18 protein-coding genes are annotated in these 17,527 nt (G+C 63.9%); 8 read left to right on the forward strand and 10 right to left on the reverse strand.

The window, feature by feature from the left end; genetic code table 11:
• Positions 1–93: 93 nt before the first annotated feature.
• The 4 genes from HX851_RS04760 to glyQ are packed head-to-tail and all read right to left on the reverse strand — an operon-like array spanning position 94 to position 4,495.
• Positions 94–888 carry a lysophospholipid acyltransferase family protein gene (locus HX851_RS04760; protein WP_177061923.1) on the reverse strand — a complete coding sequence of 265 codons (795 nt, stop codon included), beginning with the start codon at positions 886–888 and terminating at the stop codon, positions 94–96.
• Between the two features lie 59 nt (positions 889–947).
• Positions 948–1,487: a D-glycero-beta-D-manno-heptose 1,7-bisphosphate 7-phosphatase gene (gene gmhB / locus HX851_RS04765; RefSeq protein ID WP_177062144.1), complete on the reverse strand. Its 540-nt coding sequence runs from the start codon at positions 1,485–1,487 to the stop codon at positions 948–950.
• A 3-nt stretch (positions 1,488–1,490) separates the two neighbouring features.
• Positions 1,491–3,545: a glycine--tRNA ligase subunit beta gene (gene glyS / locus HX851_RS04770; RefSeq protein WP_177065184.1), complete on the reverse strand. Its 2,055-nt coding sequence runs from the start codon at positions 3,543–3,545 to the stop codon at positions 1,491–1,493.
• A complete protein-coding gene (glyQ, locus tag HX851_RS04775) occupies positions 3,542–4,495 on the reverse strand; it encodes a glycine--tRNA ligase subunit alpha (protein WP_177061927.1) in 954 nt (317 codons plus the stop codon). The genes glyS and glyQ overlap by 4 nt, the downstream gene beginning before the upstream one ends.
• Positions 4,496–4,577: 82 nt before the next feature.
• On the opposite strand from glyQ, the gene HX851_RS04780 reads away from it, so the two are divergent.
• The 3 genes from HX851_RS04780 to HX851_RS04790 all read left to right on the forward strand — a co-directional run bounded on the left by HX851_RS04780 (position 4,578) and on the right by HX851_RS04790 (position 6,384).
• Positions 4,578–5,141, forward strand: coding sequence for a DNA-3-methyladenine glycosylase I (locus HX851_RS04780; protein WP_177061929.1), 564 nt, complete (start codon positions 4,578–4,580; stop codon positions 5,139–5,141).
• Positions 5,142–5,174: 33 nt separating this feature from the next.
• On the forward strand, positions 5,175–6,062 hold the full coding sequence (locus HX851_RS04785) for a lysophospholipid acyltransferase (RefSeq protein WP_177065185.1): 888 nt from the start codon (positions 5,175–5,177) through the stop codon (positions 6,060–6,062).
• Positions 6,063–6,138: 76 nt separating this feature from the next.
• Positions 6,139–6,384, forward strand: a complete 246-nt coding sequence (locus HX851_RS04790) for a PilZ domain-containing protein (RefSeq protein WP_177061939.1) — start codon at positions 6,139–6,141, stop codon at positions 6,382–6,384.
• On the opposite strand, the gene HX851_RS04795 is transcribed toward HX851_RS04790, so the two are convergent.
• The 5 genes from HX851_RS04795 to def all read right to left on the reverse strand — a co-directional run bounded on the left by HX851_RS04795 (position 6,371) and on the right by def (position 11,084).
• Positions 6,371–6,694, reverse strand: a complete 324-nt coding sequence (locus HX851_RS04795) for a tetratricopeptide repeat protein (RefSeq protein WP_177061941.1) — start codon at positions 6,692–6,694, stop codon at positions 6,371–6,373. The two genes, HX851_RS04790 and HX851_RS04795, sit on opposite strands and share 14 nt — an antisense overlap.
• A gap of 112 nt (positions 6,695–6,806) precedes the next feature.
• Positions 6,807–8,180 carry a Trk system potassium transporter TrkA gene (trkA, locus tag HX851_RS04800; protein WP_177061944.1) on the reverse strand — a complete coding sequence of 458 codons (1,374 nt, stop codon included), beginning with the start codon at positions 8,178–8,180 and terminating at the stop codon, positions 6,807–6,809.
• A 22-nt stretch (positions 8,181–8,202) separates the two neighbouring features.
• Positions 8,203–9,513, reverse strand: a complete 1,311-nt coding sequence (gene rsmB / locus HX851_RS04805; RefSeq protein WP_177065186.1) for a 16S rRNA (cytosine(967)-C(5))-methyltransferase RsmB — start codon at positions 9,511–9,513, stop codon at positions 8,203–8,205.
• Positions 9,510–10,469 (reverse strand): methionyl-tRNA formyltransferase, encoded by a 960-nt coding sequence (gene fmt, locus HX851_RS04810; protein ID WP_177061947.1) that lies wholly within the window; start codon positions 10,467–10,469, stop codon positions 9,510–9,512. The genes rsmB and fmt overlap by 4 nt, the downstream gene beginning before the upstream one ends.
• A gap of 108 nt (positions 10,470–10,577) precedes the next feature.
• Positions 10,578–11,084 carry a peptide deformylase gene (gene def / locus HX851_RS04815; RefSeq protein WP_177061949.1) on the reverse strand — a complete coding sequence of 169 codons (507 nt, stop codon included), beginning with the start codon at positions 11,082–11,084 and terminating at the stop codon, positions 10,578–10,580.
• A gap of 154 nt (positions 11,085–11,238) precedes the next feature.
• Here def and HX851_RS04820 point away from each other — a divergent pair, with 154 nt between their 5' ends.
• The 3 genes from HX851_RS04820 to tsaC all read left to right on the forward strand — a co-directional run bounded on the left by HX851_RS04820 (position 11,239) and on the right by tsaC (position 14,172).
• Entirely contained in the window at positions 11,239–12,261 is a 1,023-nt protein-coding gene (locus HX851_RS04820; protein WP_177061951.1) for a LysM peptidoglycan-binding domain-containing protein, read from the forward strand.
• A 205-nt stretch (positions 12,262–12,466) separates the two neighbouring features.
• A complete protein-coding gene (gene dprA, locus HX851_RS04825) occupies positions 12,467–13,567 on the forward strand; it encodes a DNA-processing protein DprA (protein WP_177065187.1) in 1,101 nt (366 codons plus the stop codon).
• Positions 13,568–13,614: 47 nt separating this feature from the next.
• Positions 13,615–14,172 carry an L-threonylcarbamoyladenylate synthase type 1 TsaC gene (gene tsaC / locus HX851_RS04830; protein WP_177061962.1) on the forward strand — a complete coding sequence of 186 codons (558 nt, stop codon included), beginning with the start codon at positions 13,615–13,617 and terminating at the stop codon, positions 14,170–14,172.
• A gap of 358 nt (positions 14,173–14,530) precedes the next feature.
• Here tsaC and HX851_RS04835 read toward each other — a convergent pair whose 3' ends face one another.
• A complete protein-coding gene (locus HX851_RS04835; protein ID WP_177065188.1) occupies positions 14,531–15,508 on the reverse strand; it encodes an NADPH:quinone reductase in 978 nt (325 codons plus the stop codon).
• Positions 15,509–15,679: 171 nt separating this feature from the next.
• On the opposite strand from HX851_RS04835, the gene hemF reads away from it, so the two are divergent.
• Entirely contained in the window at positions 15,680–16,600 is a 921-nt protein-coding gene (hemF, locus tag HX851_RS04840) for an oxygen-dependent coproporphyrinogen oxidase (protein WP_177061967.1), read from the forward strand.
• On the forward strand, positions 16,600–17,421 hold the full coding sequence (gene aroE, locus HX851_RS04845; protein ID WP_177065190.1) for a shikimate dehydrogenase: 822 nt from the start codon (positions 16,600–16,602) through the stop codon (positions 17,419–17,421). The genes hemF and aroE overlap by 1 nt, the downstream gene beginning before the upstream one ends.
• Positions 17,422–17,527 lie beyond the last annotated feature (106 nt).

Below are 17,527 nucleotides of genomic sequence, written 5' to 3' on the forward strand. Positions count from 1 at the left end.
AAGTCATACCGAGAAATAAGTAGATAAATCATATACTTACAACATTTTTTCGGAAGAAATCAAAATCTTGTGCACAAGTTATCCACAATATCGTCAGGCCGCGCTCGGTGTTTCCGCCACGGCTTGCGGCGGTAGTGAACCCATTTCGCGCTGGGTATTCTCGTTCCATGCCTGAACCCGGTCGTTCAGCTCGGCAATGGCCCGTGGACCGCTGCCTTCGGCAAACATCGGCGCACCGATCACCACGGTGATGGTGCCGGCTTTTTTCGCCCAGCCGGTCTTCGGCCAGAACTTGCCGGCGTTGTGGGCGATCGGCAGCACCGGCAGTTCGGCGTTGACCGCCAGCGCCGTGCCGCCACGGGAAAACTTGCCGACGGTGCCGAAGGGTACACGGGTGCCTTCCGGGAAGATCAGCACCCAGACATTGTCCTTGAGCAGTTCGTCGCCCTTCTTCGCCACGTGCTTGAGCGCCGCCTTCGGGTTGTCCCGGTCAATGGCGATCGGCCGCAGCATGGCCATGGCCCAGCCGAAGAACGGCACATAGAGCAATTCACGCTTGAGCACCTGGCTCAATGGCGAGAAATAGGCCGACAGAAAGAATGTTTCCCAGGTGCTCTGGTGATTCGACAGGATCACGCAAGGGCGCTCGGGCACATTCTGCGCACCCTTGATCTCGACCGTGATGCCCAGGAAGACTTTGGTCAGCCACAGGGCGCAACGGCACCAGTACACGTTGATAAAGCGGTAACGTGCCTTGAACGGCAGGAACGGGGCGATAAAAAAGCTCAGGGAGCACCACAGCAGCGAACTGGTGCCCAGCAGCAGGTAAAAGAAAAAGGTTCTGATGGCCTGCAGGATCGACATAGCGGCATTTACCGTTGCGGGCATTGCCCGCCTGTTAATAAGTGCACCCCCGAACAGTCCTTGGTCAGGAAGTCAGAGAAGCGCTAATTGTGGATAAGTTCAGCGGCAACCGCCGCCAGATCGTCAAAAATCAAAGTGCCCACCGGCAGGGTTTTCCCCAGTGTCTTCTCGCCTTTACCGGTCTTAACCAAAACTGGCTGACAATCGACGGCGCTGGCGGCTTCCAAGTCACCCAGGCTGTCGCCGACAAACCATAGCCTAGCCAGTTCGACGCCGTAATGCGCGGCGATGGTCTTGAGCATGCCCGGCTTGGGCTTGCGACAATCGCAGCCCTCGTCCGGCCCATGGGGGCAATACACCACCAGCCCGAGCTCGCCACCCTGTTGTGCCACCAATGAGCGCAGGCGCTCGTGCATGGCATCCAGGGTCGCGAGATCGTAGTAACCGCGAGCGATGCCGGACTGGTTGGTCGCGACGGCTACCGTCCAGCCGGCCCGGCTCAGCTGCGCGATGGCCTCGATCGAACCGGGGAGTGGAATCCACTCCTCCAGCGACTTGATGTAAGCGTCGGAGTCGTAATTGATCACTCCGTCCCGATCGAGAATCAGCAGCTTCAAAACCAGCCCTCAGCCCAGCAGCGAAATGTCGGCGACGCCGAGGAACAGGCCCCGCAGGCGTGCCAGCAGCGCGTAACGGTTGGCCCGCACCCTGGCGTCGTCGGCATTGACCATCACCGCTTCGAAGAACGCATCCACCGGTTCGCGCAAGGCGGCCAGGCGTGCCAGCGATTCGTTGTACTGGCGTGCCGCGGCCATTGGCTGGACAGCATGGTCCGCCTGCTGGATCGCCGAGTACAGCGAGAACTCGTTGGCGTTGTCGAAGTATTTCGCCTCGACCGTGGCCGGGATGCTGCCTTCGGCCTTGCTCAGCAGATTCGATACGCGCTTGTTGACGGCGGCCAGTGCCGCGGCTTCCGGCAACTGGCGGAATTTCTGCACCGCCTGTACACGCTGGTCGAAGTCCAGGGCCGAACCCGGCTTCAGGGCACGCACCGACAGGTAGGTCGCGACGTCCACGCCTTCGTCTTCATAACGGGCACGCAGGCGGTCGAAGATGAACTCCAGGACCTGGTCGGCGAGGCCGGCAGCCTTGACCTTGGCACCGAAAGCGCTGACCGCGAAGGCCACGGTTTCGATCAGGTCGAGATCGAGTTTCTTGTCGATCAGGATCCGCAGCACGCCCAGGGCGGCGCGACGCAGGGCGTAGGGATCCTTGCTGCCGGTCGGCAGCATGCCGATGCCGAAGATGCCCACGAGGGTGTCGAGCTTGTCGGCAATCGCCACGGCCGCACCGGTCAGGGTGGTCGGCAGTTCGGCACCGGCACCGCGCGGCATGTACTGCTCGTTCAGGGCCAGGGCGACGTCTTCCGGCTCGCCGTCATTGAGGGCGTAGTAGTAACCGGCGACACCTTGCATCTCCGGGAACTCGCCGACCATCTCGGTCGCCAGGTCGCACTTGGACAGCAGGCCGGCACGGGCCGCGCGCTGGGCATCGCCGCCGATGCGTGGGGCAATGAAGGCGGCCAGCTTGGAGACGCGCTCGGCCTTGTCGTAGACGCTGCCCAGCTTCTCCTGGAACACCACGTTCTGCAGGCGCAGGTTGAAGTCGGCGAGCTTCTGCTTCTTGTCCTGCTTGAAGAAGAACTCGGCGTCGGTCAGGCGCGGGCGTACGACTTTCTCGTTGCCGGCGATGATCTGCTGCGGGTCCTTGCTCTCGATGTTGGCGACCGTGATGAAACGCGGCAGCAACTTGCCATCGATATCCAGCAGGCAGAAGTACTTCTGGTTGTCCTGCATGGTGGTGATCAGGGCTTCCTGCGGCACATCGAGGAAACGCTCCTCGAACGAGCACACCAGCGGCACCGGCCATTCGACCAGGGCGGTCACTTCGTCGAGCAGGGCCGGCGGCACGATCGCGGTGCCTTCCTGCAGCGTCGCCAACTCGGCGGTACGCTTGCTGATCAGTTCGCGACGTTCGTTGGCGTCGGCCAGCACGTAGGCGCCGCGCAGGTCGTCAAGGTAGCTGGCCGGCGAGCCGATGCGCACGCTGTGCGGATGGTGGAAACGGTGGCCACGGGAATCGCGACCGGCTTTCTGGGCGAGGATGGTGCAGTCGATGACCTGGTCACCGAGCAGCATCACCAGCCATTGGGTCGGACGGACGAATTCTTCCTTGCGCGCGGCCCAGCGCATGCGCTTGGGAATCGGCAGGTCGTTCAGCGAGTCTTCGACGATGGTCGGCAACAGGCTGGCGGTCGGCTTGCCAGGGATGTTCTGGCTGTAGCGCAGTTTTGGCCCGCTCTGGTCGATTTCGCTCAGCTCGACACCGCACTTCTTGGCGAAGCCCAGGGCGGCCTGGGTCGGGTTGCCTTCGGCGTCGAAGGCGGCCTGACGTGGCGGGCCGTCGAGGTTGATGCTGCGGTCCGGTTGCTGGGTCTGCAACTGGGTCAGCAATACGGCCAGGCGGCGTGGCGCGGCATAGACCTGTTTGGCTTCAAAGCCCAGGCCGGCGGCCTGCAGGCCTTTTTCGATACCGGCGAGGAAGGCCTCGGCGAGGGTATTGAGGGCCTTGGGTGGAAGTTCTTCAGTGCCCAGTTCTACCAGAAAATCTTGCGCACTCATTGTGCCGCCTCCAACTTAGCCAACACTTCATCACGCAGGTCCGGGGTTGCCATCGGGAAGCCCAGCTTGGCGCGTGCCAGCAGGTAGGCTTGGGCGACGGAACGCGCCAGGGTGCGCACACGCAGGATGTATTGCTGGCGTGCGGTCACCGAGATGGCCCGGCGCGCGTCCAGCAGGTTGAAGGTGTGCGAGGCCTTGAGGACCATTTCATAGCTCGGCAACGGCAGCGGCTGATCCAGCTCGATCAGGCGCCTGGCTTCGCTTTCATAGAAATCGAACAGTTCGAACAGCTTCTCGACGTTGGCGTGTTCGAAGTTGTAGGTCGACTGCTCCACTTCGTTCTGGTGGAACACGTCGCCATAGGTCACCTTGCCGAACGGACCGTCGGCCCAGACCAGGTCGTAGACCGAATCGACACCCTGCAGGTACATCGCCAGGCGCTCGAGGCCGTAGGTGATTTCGCCGGTGACCGGGTAGCACTCGATACCGCCCGCCTGCTGGAAGTAGGTGAACTGGGTGACTTCCATGCCGTTGAGCCAGACTTCCCAGCCCAGGCCCCAGGCGCCGAGGGTCGGCGATTCCCAGTTGTCTTCGACGAAACGGATGTCGTGCACCAGCGGGTCGAGGCCGACGTGCTTGAGCGAGCCCAGATACAGTTCCTGGAAGTTTTCCGGGTTCGGCTTCAGGACCACCTGGAACTGATAGTAGTGCTGCAGGCGGTTCGGGTTTTCGCCGTAGCGGCCGTCAGTCGGGCGACGGCTGGGTTGTACATAGGCGGCGTTCCAGGTTTCCGGGCCGATGGCGCGCAGGAACGTGGCGGTATGAAAAGTGCCGGCGCCTACTTCCATATCGTAGGGCTGAAGTACCACACAACCTTGCTCAGCCCAGTATTGCTGGAGGGCGAGGATCAAGTCTTGGAAGGTACGCACGGCTGGCGTAGGCTGGCTCACGAAATTCACCTGTTACTTGGGCTGCGATTTAAAAGGCGGGAGTATACCCGATTCGGTCGCGCCTCCACCCCCTTGGAGCCTTATGCCACGCTGCTTTTGGTGCAACGACGAGCCTTTGTACATGGACTATCACGATCAGGAGTGGGGCGTGCCGCTGCGCAACGAGCAGCGATTGTTCGAGTTGCTTTTGCTCGAAGGGTTCCAGGCCGGGCTTTCATGGATCACGATCCTGAGAAAACGCGAGCACTACCGCAAGGTCCTGTTCGGTTTCGATGTGCGCAAAATCGCGGCAATGAGCGACGACTATATCGAGACCCTGATGCTTGATCCGGGCATTGTGCGCAATCGCCTGAAACTCAATGCGGCCCGGCGCAACGCCCAGGTCTGGTTGCAGACAAAGGACCCGGTGGCCCTGCTCTGGTCGTTTGTCGGCGGCCTGCCGCGGATTCATCACTTCAAGGATCGCAGCGAGGTCCCGGCCGTCACGCCCGAGGCCGAAGCCATGAGCAAGGCCCTGAAGAAACGCGGCTTCAGCTTTGTCGGCCCGACCATCTGCTACGCCTTCATGCAGGCCTCGGGGATGGTCATGGACCACACCACCGATTGTCATAGCTATGCCGCGCTGGCCGTGCCACGGCTACAATAGCCGGCTGACGAGTGAGCACACCGGGAGTGACCTGTGGAAAAGTTTAAAGGCGCCATGCTGGTGGGGGCGTTGCGGTTGTTCGCGATGCTGCCCTGGCGTGCCGTGCAGCGTGTCGGCGCGGCCATCGGCTGGCTGATGTGGAAGCTGCCCAACCGTTCCCGCGACGTGGTGCGGATCAATCTGGCGAAGTGCTTTCCCGAGCTCGACCCGGTAGCCCGCGAACAACTGGTCGGGCAGAGTCTCAAGGATATCGGCAAGTCCCTGACCGAAAGTGCCTGCGCCTGGATCTGGCCGGCCCAGCGTTCCATCGACCTGGTGCGCGAAGTCGAAGGCCTCGACGTGCTCAAGGATGCCCTCGCCTCGGGCAAGGGCGTGGTCGGTATCACCAGCCACCTGGGCAACTGGGAAGTGCTCAATCATTTCTACTGCAACCAGTGCAAACCGATCATTTTCTACCGTCCGCCCAAGCTCAAGGCGGTCGATGAACTGCTGCGCAAACAACGCGTGCAACTGGGCAACCGGGTGGCGGCCTCGACCAAGGAAGGCATCCTCAGCGTCATCAAGGAAGTGCGCAAAGGTGGTGCGGTGGGCATTCCCGCCGACCCGGAACCGGCCGAATCCGCCGGGATCTTCGTGCCGTTCCTGGGCACCATGGCCTTGACCAGCAAGTTCGTGCCGAACATGCTGGCCGGCGGCAAGGCGGTCGGGGTGTTCCTGCATGCGCTGCGCCTGCCCGACGGCTCGGGCTTCAAGGTCATTCTCGAAGCGGCTCCAGAAGCGATGTACAGCGCCGATACAGAGACTTCGGCGGCGGCGATGAGCCAGGTGGTCGAGCGTTATGTGCGGGCTTATCCGAGCCAGTACATGTGGAGCATGAAGCGCTTCAAGAAGCGTCCGGCGGGTGAACAGCGCTGGTACTGAAACACCTCATTGGCATGATCTGTGGATAAAATCGCCAGTGATTTATCCACAGCGGCTTTATCCAAGGGCGCAATAGATGTCCGATAACAAGAATTACCTGCGTATCAAGATCCAGCACCCCAGTATTGGCGAGTGCCTGGGACAGACGCGCAATCTCTCCAGCAAGGGTGTGTACGTGCAGCACCCGAGCCTGTCGCGCCTGCCGACCGGGGCGGTGGTCTATGGCCAGGTGCAGGACCTGCCGGTGGCCGCGCCGCGTATTCGCATGGAAGTGATCCGGGTCGACGCCGAGGGCATCGGCCTGCGCTTCATCGATCTTTGAGCGCGGCTTTTTCCAGCTTCTTCAGGAACACCGTCATTTCCTTTTCCGCCTGCTTGTCGCCATGGGCGCGGGCGGCTTCCAGTCCCCGTTCCCACGCCTGTTTCGCCGCGTCGGTGTCACCGCCGGCCTGATGGGCCTTGCCCAGCAATTTCCAGGCAGCGGAGTATTTCGGGTCGAAGTCGACGCAGCGCTGCAGGTGTTCGGCCGCCTTGATGTGGTCGCCAAGATCCAGGTAACCCTTGCCGAGGCCAAAGCGCAGCAGGGAGTTATCCACACCCTTGGCGAGCATTTTTTCCAGTGATTCGAGCATGGCGGTCCTTCTGCGTTGTGGTTGAGATAGTCATCGCCGGCAAGCCGGCTCCTACAGGGTCCATCGATTTGCCCGCTCCTTGTAGGAGCCGGCCTTGCAGACGCCGCACTGCCTAGAAAAAACTCAGGCCGACGTGGAACAGCTTCTCCACATCGCGGATATGTTTTTTATCCACAAGGAACAGGATCACATGGTCGCCGGCCTGGATCACCGTGTCGTCGTGGGCAATCAGCACTTCTTCGTCGCGAATGATCGCGCCGATGGTGGTTCCGGGCGGTAGCGCGATATCTTCGATGGCCCGGCCGATCACCTTGCTCGACTTCGCATCGCCGTGGGCAATCGCCTCGATGGCTTCCGCCGCGCCGCGCCGCAACGAGTGCACGCTGACGATATCGCCACGGCGCACGTGGGCGAGCAAGGTGCCGATGGTCGCCAACTGCGGGCTGATGGCGATGTCGATATCGCCGCCCTGGATCAGGTCGACATAGGCCGGGTTGTTGATGATGGTCATCACCTTCTTCGCCCCCATCCGCTTGGCCAGCAGCGAGGACATGATATTGGCCTCGTCATCGTTGGTCAGGGCGAGGAACAGGTCGGCGTCGTTGATGTTCTCTTCCATCAGCAGGTCGCGGTCCGAAGCGCTGCCCTGCAGGACCACGGTGCTGTCGAGGGTGTCGGACAGATGCCGGCAGCGTGCCGCGTTCATCTCGATGATCTTCACCTGGTAGCGGCTTTCGATCGCCTCGGCCAGGCGCTCGCCGATCTGTCCGCCACCGGCGATGACGATGCGCTTGTAGCTCTCGTCGAGCCGGCGCATTTCGCTCATCACCGCGCGGATATGCGCCTTGGCGGCGATGAAGAACACTTCGTCATCGGCTTCGATCACCGTGTCGCCCTTGGGCATGATCGGCCGGTCGCGGCGGAATATCGCCGCCACGCGTGTGTCGACATTCGGCATGTGCGCGCGCAGCTGGCGCAGTTGCTGGCCCACCAGCGGCCCGCCGTAATAGGCCTTGACCGCCACCAGTTGGGCCTTGCCGTCGGCAAAGTCGATGACCTGCAAGGCACCCGGGTATTCGATCAGGCGTTTGATGTAGTGGGTGACCACCTGCTCGGGGCTGATCAGTACGTCCACCGGGATCGCATCGTTGTCGAACAGGCCGGCGCGGGTCAGGTAGGCGGCCTCGCGCACCCGGGCGATCTTGGTCGGAGTATGGAACAGGGTGTGGGCGACCTGGCAGGCGACCATGTTGGTTTCGTCGCTGTTGGTCACCGCCACCAGCATGTCGGCGTCATCCGCGCCGGCCTGGCGCAGGATCGTCGGGAACGAGGCGCGGCCCTGCACGGTGCGGATATCCAGGCGGTCGCCGAGGTCGCGCAGGCGCTCGCCGTCGGTGTCGACCACGGTGATGTCGTTGGCTTCGCTGGCCAGGTGTTCGGCCAGGGTGCCGCCGACCTGTCCCGCGCCGAGAATGATGATTTTCATCGGATGACTCCGTTCAACCCGGTTAGCCGCGTGCGGCAGCGATCTTGATCAGTTTGGCGTAGTAGAAACCATCGTGGCCGCCTTCCCGGGCCAGCAGTTGGCGACCGTGGGGTTGCTTGATGCCGAACGGCCCGGCGATATCCAGCTCGCGGGCACCGGAGGTACGGGCCAGGAACGCTGCGATCACCTCGGTGTTTTCGGTCGGCAGGGTCGAACAGGTGGCATAGAGCAGGATGCCGCCGACGTCCAGGGTCGTCCACATCGCGTCCAGCAGTTCGCCTTGCAGGGCGGCCAGGGCGGCGATGTCGTCGGGCTGGCGGGTCAGCTTGATGTCAGGGTGGCGACGGATCACCCCGGTGGCCGAGCACGGCGCGTCCAGCAGGATCCGCTGGAACGGCTTGCCGTCCCACCAGGTCGCGGTGTCCCGGCCATCGGCGGCGATCAGCTCGGCGGCCAGGCCCAGGCGTTCGAGGTTTTCGCGCACCCGCACCAGGCGCTTGGCTTCCAGGTCGACCGCGACCACGCCGGCCAGTTGCGGCTCGGCTTCGAGGATATGGCAGGTCTTGCCGCCGGGGGCGCAGCAGGCATCCAGCACTCGTTGGCCGGGGGCCAGGTCGAGCAGGTCGGCGGCCAGTTGCGCGGCTTCGTCCTGGACGCTGATCCAGCCTTCGGCAAAGCCCGGCAGGTTGCGCACGTCGCAGGCTTCGTCGAGGACAATGCCGTCCCGGCTGTAGTCGCATGGCTGGGCGGCCACCGCGGCATCGGCCAGCAGCTTGAGGTAGGCATCGCGGTTGTGGTGACGGCGGTTGACCCGCAGGATCATCGGCGGGTGAGCGTTGTTCGCCGCGCAGATGGCTTCCCACTGCTCGGGCCAGAAGGCCTTGAGGGATTTCTGCAGCCAGCGCGGATGGGCGGTGCGCACCACCGGATCGTGTTCCAGCTCGGCCAGCAGCGCCTCGCTTTCCCGTTGCGCGCGGCGCAGCACGGCATTGAGCAGGGCCTTGGCCCAGGGTTTTTTCAGTTTCTCGGCGCAACCGACGGTCTCGCCGATGGCGGCGTGGGCCGGGATGCGGGTGTAGAGCAACTGGTAGAGACCGACCAGCAGCAGCGCCTCGACATCGGCGTCGGCGGCCTTGAAGGGCTTCTGCAGCAGCTTCAGCGCCAGCGCCGACAGGCGTGGCTGCCAACGGGCGGTACCGAACGCCAGGTCCTGGGTCAGGCCACGGTCGCGGGCCTCGACCTTGTCCAGTTGCAGCGGCAGCGAACTGTTCAGCGAGGCCTTGCCGTTGAGCACGGCGGTCAGTGCCTTGGCGGCGGCCAGACGCGGGTTCATTGGCCGAGTACCGTGCCGAGGGCGAATTTCTCGCGGCGGCTGTTGAACAGGTCGCTGAAGTTCAGGGCCTTGCCACCGGGCAGTTGCAGGCGGGTCAGGCACAGCGCGCCGTCACCCGTGGCGACGATCAGGCCGTCCTTGCTGGCGGCGAGGATTTCGCCCGGCTGGCCCTGGCCTTCGGCGACGCTGGCGGCGAGGACTTTCACGGCTTCACCATTGAGGCTGCTGTGGCAGATCGGCCAGGGATTGAAGGCGCGAACCAGGCGTTCCAGCTCGACCGCCGGACGGTTCCAGTCGATGCGTGCCTCGTCCTTGTTCAGCTTGTGGGCGTAGGTGGCCAGGCTGTCATCCTGGACTTCACCGTCCAGGGCTCCCGCGAACAGAGCTCCGGCGGCCAGGCCGGCGATGGCCTGCAGTACCGCCGGCGGGCCGAGTTCGGCCAGGCGGTCATGCAGGCTGCCGCCGGTGTCTTCGGCGCTGATCGCAGTGACGGCCTTGAGCAGCATCGGCCCGGTGTCGAGACCGGCCTCCATGCGCATCACGGTCACGCCGCTCTCGCTGTCTCCGGCTTCCACCGCGCGCTGGATCGGCGCCGCCCCGCGCCAGCGCGGCAGCAGGGAGGCGTGGCTGTTGATGCAACCCAGGCGCGGGATATCCAGCACCACTTGCGGCAGGATCAGGCCATAGGCGACCACCACCATCAGGTCCGGATGGAGTGCCGCCAGTTCGGCCTGGGCGTCGGCATTGCGCAGGGTCGGCGGCTGCAGGACGCTGATGCCATGTTCCAGGGCAAGCTGTTTGACCGGGCTCGGCATCAGCTTCTGCCCGCGACCGGCCGGGCGGTCCGGCTGGGTGTAGACCGCGACGATCTCGTAAGGGCTGTCGAGCAGGGCCTTGAGGTGTTCAGCGGCGAACTCGGGGGTGCCGGCAAAGACGATGCGCAATGGCTGGGTCATGAAGGGGGCTCGCTTGAAAATGTACGAGCCGGGCTTGCCCGCGAAGTTTCCGGCGTTCTCAAGGACGCCTTCGCGGGCAAGCCCGGCTCCTACGGGTGAGGAAGGGGATCAGGCGTTCTGGCGGTGTTTCTTTTCCAGCTTCTTCTTGATCCGGTCGCGCTTGAGCGTGGACAGGTAATCGACGAACAGCTTGCCGTTGAGGTGATCGCATTCATGCTGGATGCACACCGCCAGCAGGCCATCGGCCTCCAGCTCGAACGGCTTGCCGTCGCGATCCAGGGCCTTGATCCGGACCCGGGTCGGGCGTTCGACGTTCTCGTAGAACTCCGGCACCGACAGGCAGCCTTCCTGGTACTCGCCCATTTCGTCGGTCAGCGGTGTGAACTCGGGGTTGATGAACACCCGCGGCTCGCTGCGATCTTCGCTCAGGTCCATGACCACGATACGTTGATGCACGTTGACCTGGGTTGCCGCCAGGCCGATGCCTGGGGCTTCATACATTGTTTCAAACATGTCATCGATCAGTTGCCGCACCTTGTCGTCCACCACGGCCACGGGCTTGGCGATGGTGCGCAGGCGCGCGTCTGGAAATTCGAGGATGTTTAAAATGGCCATAGGCGTATTTGCTGCACATGTGAGGTAAAGTCAGAGACGGTTGCCGATAATGTCCCGGCGGGATTCGGCTACCGTTGTAAAACGTTCTCCCTGGGAGCGAGCCGCGGGGGCTCTGGCGTTTCACGCGAAGGCACATAATAAAGGGATTCACTGCATGAGGAAAACACTACTCGCCCTGCTGCTGGCCTTTACCGGTGTCGTGCAGGCGCAAGTGCAACTCAAGGACGGTTATCCACAGCGCTATACGGTGGTGCGTGGCGACACACTCTGGGACATTTCCGGGAAATTTCTCCGCGAACCCTGGAAGTGGCCGGAAATCTGGCACGCCAACCCACAGATCGCCAATCCGGACCTGATCTACCCGGGCGATATCCTCACGCTGCAGTTTGTCGACGGCCAGCCGCGGCTGGTGGTCGAGCGTGGCGCATCCCGTGGCACCATCAAGCTGTCGCCGCAGGTACGCAGTTCGCCGGTGGCGGACGCGATCCCCAGCATTCCGCTGGAAAAGATCAATGCGTTCCTGCTGAGCAACCGTATCGTCGACAGCCCCGAGGACTTCAAGAGAGCCCCGTATATCCTGGCCGGCAGCAATGAGCGGGTGCTCAGTGGCATGGGCGACCGGATCTACGCCCGTGGCGCGTTCGACCCGACGCATTCGGTATACGGCCTGTTCCGCCAGGGCAAGGTCTACACCGACCCGCAGACCAAGGAATTCCTCGGCATCAACGCCGACGATGTCGGCACGGGCGAGTTGCTGGCAACCGAGGGCGATGTCGGCACCGTGGTGTTGCGCCGTACCACCGAGGAAGTCCGCCTCGGCGACCGGCTGTTCGTCAGCGAGGAACGCCCCATCACCTCGACCTTCATGCCCAGTGCACCCCAGGCGCCGGTCAGCGGCGTGATCATAGATGTGCCACGAGGTGTTACACAGATCGGGGTCATGGATGTGGTCACGATCGACAAGGGCCGCCGTGATGGATTGGCTGAAGGCAACGTTCTTGCGGTGTTCAAGACCGGTGAGACAGTGCGCGACCGCATCACCGGACAGCCGGTGAAGGTCCCCGACGAGCGTTCGGGCCTGCTGATGGTGTTCCGCACCTACGAAAAGCTCAGCTATGGTTTGGTACTCAATGCCACGCGGTCGCTGGCGGTGCTGGACAAGGTGCGCAACCCCTAGGGCTTGGTCGACGATGCTGTACCTGTAGGAGCTGGTTTGCCAGCGATGACGGCGGTGACTCTTGCATCGCTATCGCTGGCAAGCCAGCTCCTGCAGGTGTCCTCAACCCTAACTGATTTAGTTAGCAGGCTAAACAGGTTACTCACAGAGTTATCCACAGCTTGTTCCCGTCATGTCAGGACCGCCACAGATCAAGGATGATCCGATGTCGCTGTCCAATTGCACCTCCCTGTCGCCGGCGGAACTGGAAGCCCGCCTGCGTCTGCATCGCCTGCCGGAGATCGGTTCCCGGCGCTTTCGCACGTTGATCGAAACCTTTGGTTCGGCCTCTTCCGCCTTGAGCGCGCCCACCGCCGCGTGGCGTTCGCTGGGGTTGCCGGTGAGCAGTGCCGAGGCCCGCCGCAGCCCTGCCGTGCGCGACGGCGCCAGCGCTGCATTGGCCTGGCTAGAGCGTTCTAACCAGCATTTGCTGATGTGGGACCAGGCCGATTACCCGGCCCTGTTGGCGGAGATTGACGATGCCCCGCCGCTGCTGTTCGTGGCCGGCAACCCGACGATTCTGGACAAGCCGCAGCTGGCGCTGGTCGGTAGTCGACGCGCCTCGAAGCCTGGCATGGACACCGCCGCGGCCTTCTCCCGCTGCCTGGCCGGCGCCGGCTTTGTCATCACCAGCGGCCTTGCCCTGGGCATCGACGGCGCTGCCCATCAGGCCGCGCTGGATGTTGGCGGGCTGACCATCGGCGTGCTCGGCACCGGTCTCGAGAATTTTTATCCACAGCGGCACCGGACGCTGGCGCAGGCCATGATCGACCGGGGCAGCGCGGTGGTTTCCGAGTTCCCGCTGGATGCCGCGCCGCACCCGGGCAACTTCCCCCGGCGCAACCGGATCATCAGCGGTTTGTCCCTGGGTGTGCTGGTGGTGGAGGCCAGTGTTGCCAGCGGTTCACTGATCACCGCCCGGCTCGCGGCGGAACAGGGGCGCGAGGTCTATGCGATTCCCGGTTCCATCCACCATCCCGGCGCACGCGGCTGCCATCAGTTGATTCGCGATGGCGCGGTGCTGGTGGAGACGGTCGACGATATCCTGCAGAACCTGCGCGGTTGGCAGCGGGTTGCCGCCAGCGCGCCGCCCGCCGCGTCCGATCACCCGCTGCTGGCCTTGTTGCACGCGGCGCCGCATACCAGCGAAGGCCTGGCGCTGGCCTGTGGCTGGAACCTGTCGCGGGTGCTGGCGAGCCTGACCGAGCTGGAACTGGACGGCCGGGTTGCCAACGAAGGCGGACGCTGGTTAGCTCGCATGAGGTAGCCGTACCTGAGTAAACTGCGAGCAGCGTTGAATCCGGAGAACAAGCAATGGTCAAGAGTTGGCGTGTGCAAGAAGCCGCACGAGAAGTTCGCGCAGGAGCGGTGATTGCCTATCCAACCGAGGCGGTCTGGGGCCTGGGCTGCGATCCTTGGAACGAAGAGGCGGTGGACCGGTTGCTGGCGATCAAGAATCGTTCGGTGGACAAGGGCCTGATCCTGGTCGCCGACAATATCCGCCAGTTCGATTTCCTGTTCGAGGATTTTCCGGAAACCTGGCTTGATCGTATGGCCAGTACCTGGCCGGGGCCCAATACCTGGCTGGTGCCGCATCAGGACCTGTTGCCGGAGTGGGTGACCGGTCAGCACGACACCGTGGCACTGCGGGTGAGTGATCATCCGCTGGTGCGCGACCTGTGTTCACTGGTGGGCCCGCTGATCTCCACCTCCGCCAACCCGCAAGGGCGCCCTGCGGCGAAGACCCGCTTGCGGGTGGAGCAGTATTTCCGTGGTCAGCTCGACCTGGTGCTGGGCGGTAATCTCGGTGGGCGCAAGAACCCGAGCCTGATCCGCGACCTGGCGAGCGGCAAGGTCGTGCGCCCGGCTTGAGTCCGGTGTGAGCTGCTTCGCGGGCAAGCCCGCTCCCACAGGAGGGGGGGCACCACGCACTGTCGTCTAGCCCGGGACCTTGTAGGAGCTGACCAGCGATGACGATGCCAGCCGCACCGCCGCTTTCGCGGGCAAGCCCGCTCCCACAGGAGGGGGGGGGCACCACGGACTGTCGTCTAGCCTGGGACCTTGTAGGAGCTGGCTTGCCAGCGATGACGATGCCCGCCGCCCCGCCGCTTTCGCGAGCAAGCCCGCTCCCACAGGTCCGAGTCGTGCCCGCATTTTGTGATCGGCATACATTCTGTGGGAGTGGGCTTGCCCACGAACCGTTGCGCAGCAGCGGCCAGACACCACAGGACTAAGACAGCAGCACCGTCGACCCGGTAGTCCGCCGCGCCGACAGTTCGGTCTGCGCCTTGGCCGCTTCCGCCAGGCTATAGCGCGCGCCGATCTCGATCTTCAACTGACCACCGATAATCAGCCCGAACAACTCATCGGCCATGGCCTGCAGTTGCTGCGGGTTGCTGGCGTAGCTGCCGAGGGTCGGACGGGTCACATACAGCGAGCCCTTGGCCGCCAGGATCCCCAGGTTGACGCCGTCCACCGCGCCGGAGGCGTTGCCGAAGCTCACCAGCAGGCCCCGTGGTGCCAGGCTGTCGAGGGAAGTCAACCAGGTATCCTTGCCGACACCGTCATAGACCACCGGGACCTTCTTGCCGTCCGTCAGCTCCAGCACCCGCTTCGCCACGTCTTCATGGCTGTAGTCGATGGTTTCCCAGGCCCCGAGGGATTTGGCATAGGCCGCCTTCTGCGGCGAGCTGACGGTACCGATCAGCTTCGCGCCGATGGCCTTGGCCCACTGGCAGGCCAGGGCCCCGACACCGCCGGCCGCGGCGTGGAACAACACGGTTTCGCCGGCCTTGAGTTCATGGGTCTGACGTAACAGGTATTGCACCGTCAGGCCCTTGAGCATCACTGCCGCCGCCTGTTCGAAGCTGATCTGCTCCGGCAGTTTCACCAGGTGCGCCGCCGGCAACAGGTGGAAGTCGCTGTAGGCGCCCAGCGGTCCGGTGCCATAGGCGACGCGGTCACCGACCTTGAACCGGGTGACTTCACTGCCTACCGCATCGACGACGCCGGCGCCCTCCCCGCCCAGCCCGGACGGCATGCTCGGCGGTGCATACAGGCCGCTGCGCCAGTAGGTGTCGATGAAATTCAGGCCGATGGCCTTGTTCTGTACCCGTACCTGCTGCGGGCCCGGCTCGGCGGGGGTGTAGTCGACATATTCGAGGACTTCGGGGCCGCCATGGGCATGGAACTGGATGCGTTTGGCCATCGATACTCTCCTTGGGCAGTTTTCATCTTGAGGCTGCGCGAAGGGCCTATCGGACTCCTTCGTTTGACCTTCGTCAACTGCGACGGTCGCGAGGGCAGTGTTATGCTACGCCCCCCTTTGCCGCCGGCCGCCCGACGTGCCGCGTAGCTTTGCCCGATTCAAGGTGATGCCATGACTACCCGCACCGAGGCCGTGAAAGCCTACCTGCTCGACCTGCAAGACCGTATCTGCGCTGCGCTGGAAGCCGAGGACGGTGGTTCGCGCTTCGTCGAAGACGCCTGGACCCGCCCCGCTGGTGGTGGTGGCCGGACCCGGGTGATCGAAAACGGCGAGGTCATCGAGAAAGGCGGGGTGAATTTTTCCCACGTCTTCGGCAGCGGCCTGCCGCCGTCCGCCAGTGCCCACCGGCCCGAGCTGGCCGGGCGCGGTTTCGAGGCGCTGGGGGTGTCCCTGGTGATTCACCCGCACAACCCCCATGTGCCGACGTCCCACGCCAACGTGCGCTTCTTCATCGCGGAAAAGGCCGGTGAAGAACCGGTCTGGTGGTTCGGCGGCGGCTTCGACCTGACGCCCTACTATGGCAACGAAGAAGACTGCATCCACTGGCACCGCGTGGCCGAGCAGGCCTGCGCGCCGTTCGGGGCGGATGTCTACCCGCGCTACAAGGCCTGGTGCGACAGCTATTTCCATATCAAGCATCGCAACGAGCCACGGGGCATCGGCGGCCTGTTTTTCGACGACCTGAACGAATGGGACTTCGACACCAGCTTCGCCTTCATGCGCGCTATCGGTGATGCTTACATCGACGCCTACCTGCCGATTGTCCAACGGCGCAAGGCGGCGGCCTGGACCGAACAACAGCGTGAGTTCCAGGAGTTCCGCCGCGGCCGCTACGTGGAGTTCAACCTGGTCTATGACCGCGGCACCCTGTTCGGCCTGCAATCGGGCGGTCGCACCGAATCGATCCTGATGTCGCTGCCGCCGCAAGTGCGCTGGGGCTACGACTGGAAAGCCGCTCCAGGCAGCGAAGAGGCACGCCTCACCGACTACTTCCTGCAGGACCGCGACTGGCTGGCGGAGGACAACGCCTGATGGATCGTTATGTCGTCTTCGGTAATCCCATCGGCCACAGCAAATCGCCGCTGATCCACCGTCTGTTCGCCGAGCAGACCGCCCAGCAACTGGACTACAGCACCCTGCTGGCACCACTGGATGACTTTTCCGGCTGCGCGCGGGCGTTCTTCCAGGAGGGGCGCGGCGCCAATGTCACGGTGCCGTTCAAGGAAGAGGCCTTTCGCCTGGCCGACAGCCTGACGGCACGGGCGCAGCGGGCCGGCGCGGTGAATACCCTGAGCAAGCTGGCCGATGGCAGCCTGCTGGGCGACAACACCGATGGCGCGGGACTGGTCCGCGACCTGACGGTCAATGCCGGCTTCAGCCTGCAGGGCAAGCGCATCCTGTTGCTCGGCGCCGGTGGCGCGGTGCGCGGGGCGTTGGAGCCATTGCTGGCTTCGCGGCCCGCGTCGGTGATCATCGCCAACCGCACCGTCGAGAAAGCCGAGTTGCTGGCCGAACTGTGCGCCGACCTGGGGCCGGTGTCCGCCAGCGGTTTCGACTGGCTGCGTGAACCGGTGGACCTGATCATCAACGCCACCTCGGCCAGCCTCTCGGGCGATGTACCGCCGATTGCACCGAGCCTGATCGAGCCGGGCAAGACCTTCTGCTACGACATGATGTACAGCAAGGAACCGACCGCGTTCTGCCGCTGGGCCAGTGAACATGGCGCATCGGTGGCGATGGATGGCCTGGGCATGCTCGCCGAGCAGGCGGCGGAAGCCTTCCTGTTGTGGCGTGGCGTGCGCCCGGATACCGCGCCGGTGCTGGCGGAGCTGCGGCGCCTGCTGGCCCTTTGAACCGAAACCTTTTGAACTGAAACCTGTGAGAGCGGGCTTGTCGGAACGCCGCCCGCCGCGAAGCCGTTGGCGTCCTTGAGGGCGCCTTCGCGGGCAAGCCCGCTCC

This window comes from Pseudomonas gingeri (genome assembly GCF_013385635.1).
GTDB lineage: Bacteria > Pseudomonadota > Gammaproteobacteria > Pseudomonadales > Pseudomonadaceae > Aquipseudomonas > Aquipseudomonas gingeri_A.

Bases quoted from the DNA above. Each gene is read 5' to 3' on its own strand.
- rsmB (WP_177065186.1), bottom strand. From the start codon at position 9,513: ATGAACCCGCGTCTGGCCGCCGCCAAGGCACTGACCGCCGTGCTCAAC.
- HX851_RS04760 (WP_177061923.1), bottom strand. From the start codon at position 888: ATGCCCGCAACGGTAAATGCCGCTATGTCGATCCTGCAGGCCATCAGA.
- HX851_RS04780 (WP_177061929.1), top strand. From the start codon at position 4,578: ATGCCACGCTGCTTTTGGTGCAACGACGAGCCTTTGTACATGGACTAT.
- def (WP_177061949.1), bottom strand. From the start codon at position 11,084: ATGGCCATTTTAAACATCCTCGAATTTCCAGACGCGCGCCTGCGCACC.
- trkA (WP_177061944.1), bottom strand. From the start codon at position 8,180: ATGAAAATCATCATTCTCGGCGCGGGACAGGTCGGCGGCACCCTGGCC.
- dprA (WP_177065187.1), top strand. From the start codon at position 12,467: ATGTCGCTGTCCAATTGCACCTCCCTGTCGCCGGCGGAACTGGAAGCC.
- glyS (WP_177065184.1), bottom strand. From the start codon at position 3,545: ATGAGTGCGCAAGATTTTCTGGTAGAACTGGGCACTGAAGAACTTCCA.
- HX851_RS04790 (WP_177061939.1), top strand. From the start codon at position 6,139: ATGTCCGATAACAAGAATTACCTGCGTATCAAGATCCAGCACCCCAGT.
- HX851_RS04795 (WP_177061941.1), bottom strand. From the start codon at position 6,694: ATGCTCGAATCACTGGAAAAAATGCTCGCCAAGGGTGTGGATAACTCC.
- fmt (WP_177061947.1), bottom strand. From the start codon at position 10,469: ATGACCCAGCCATTGCGCATCGTCTTTGCCGGCACCCCCGAGTTCGCC.
- aroE (WP_177065190.1), top strand. From the start codon at position 16,600: ATGGATCGTTATGTCGTCTTCGGTAATCCCATCGGCCACAGCAAATCG.
- tsaC (WP_177061962.1), top strand. From the start codon at position 13,615: ATGGTCAAGAGTTGGCGTGTGCAAGAAGCCGCACGAGAAGTTCGCGCA.
- hemF (WP_177061967.1), top strand. From the start codon at position 15,680: ATGACTACCCGCACCGAGGCCGTGAAAGCCTACCTGCTCGACCTGCAA.
- HX851_RS04820 (WP_177061951.1), top strand. From the start codon at position 11,239: ATGAGGAAAACACTACTCGCCCTGCTGCTGGCCTTTACCGGTGTCGTG.
- HX851_RS04835 (WP_177065188.1), bottom strand. From the start codon at position 15,508: ATGGCCAAACGCATCCAGTTCCATGCCCATGGCGGCCCCGAAGTCCTC.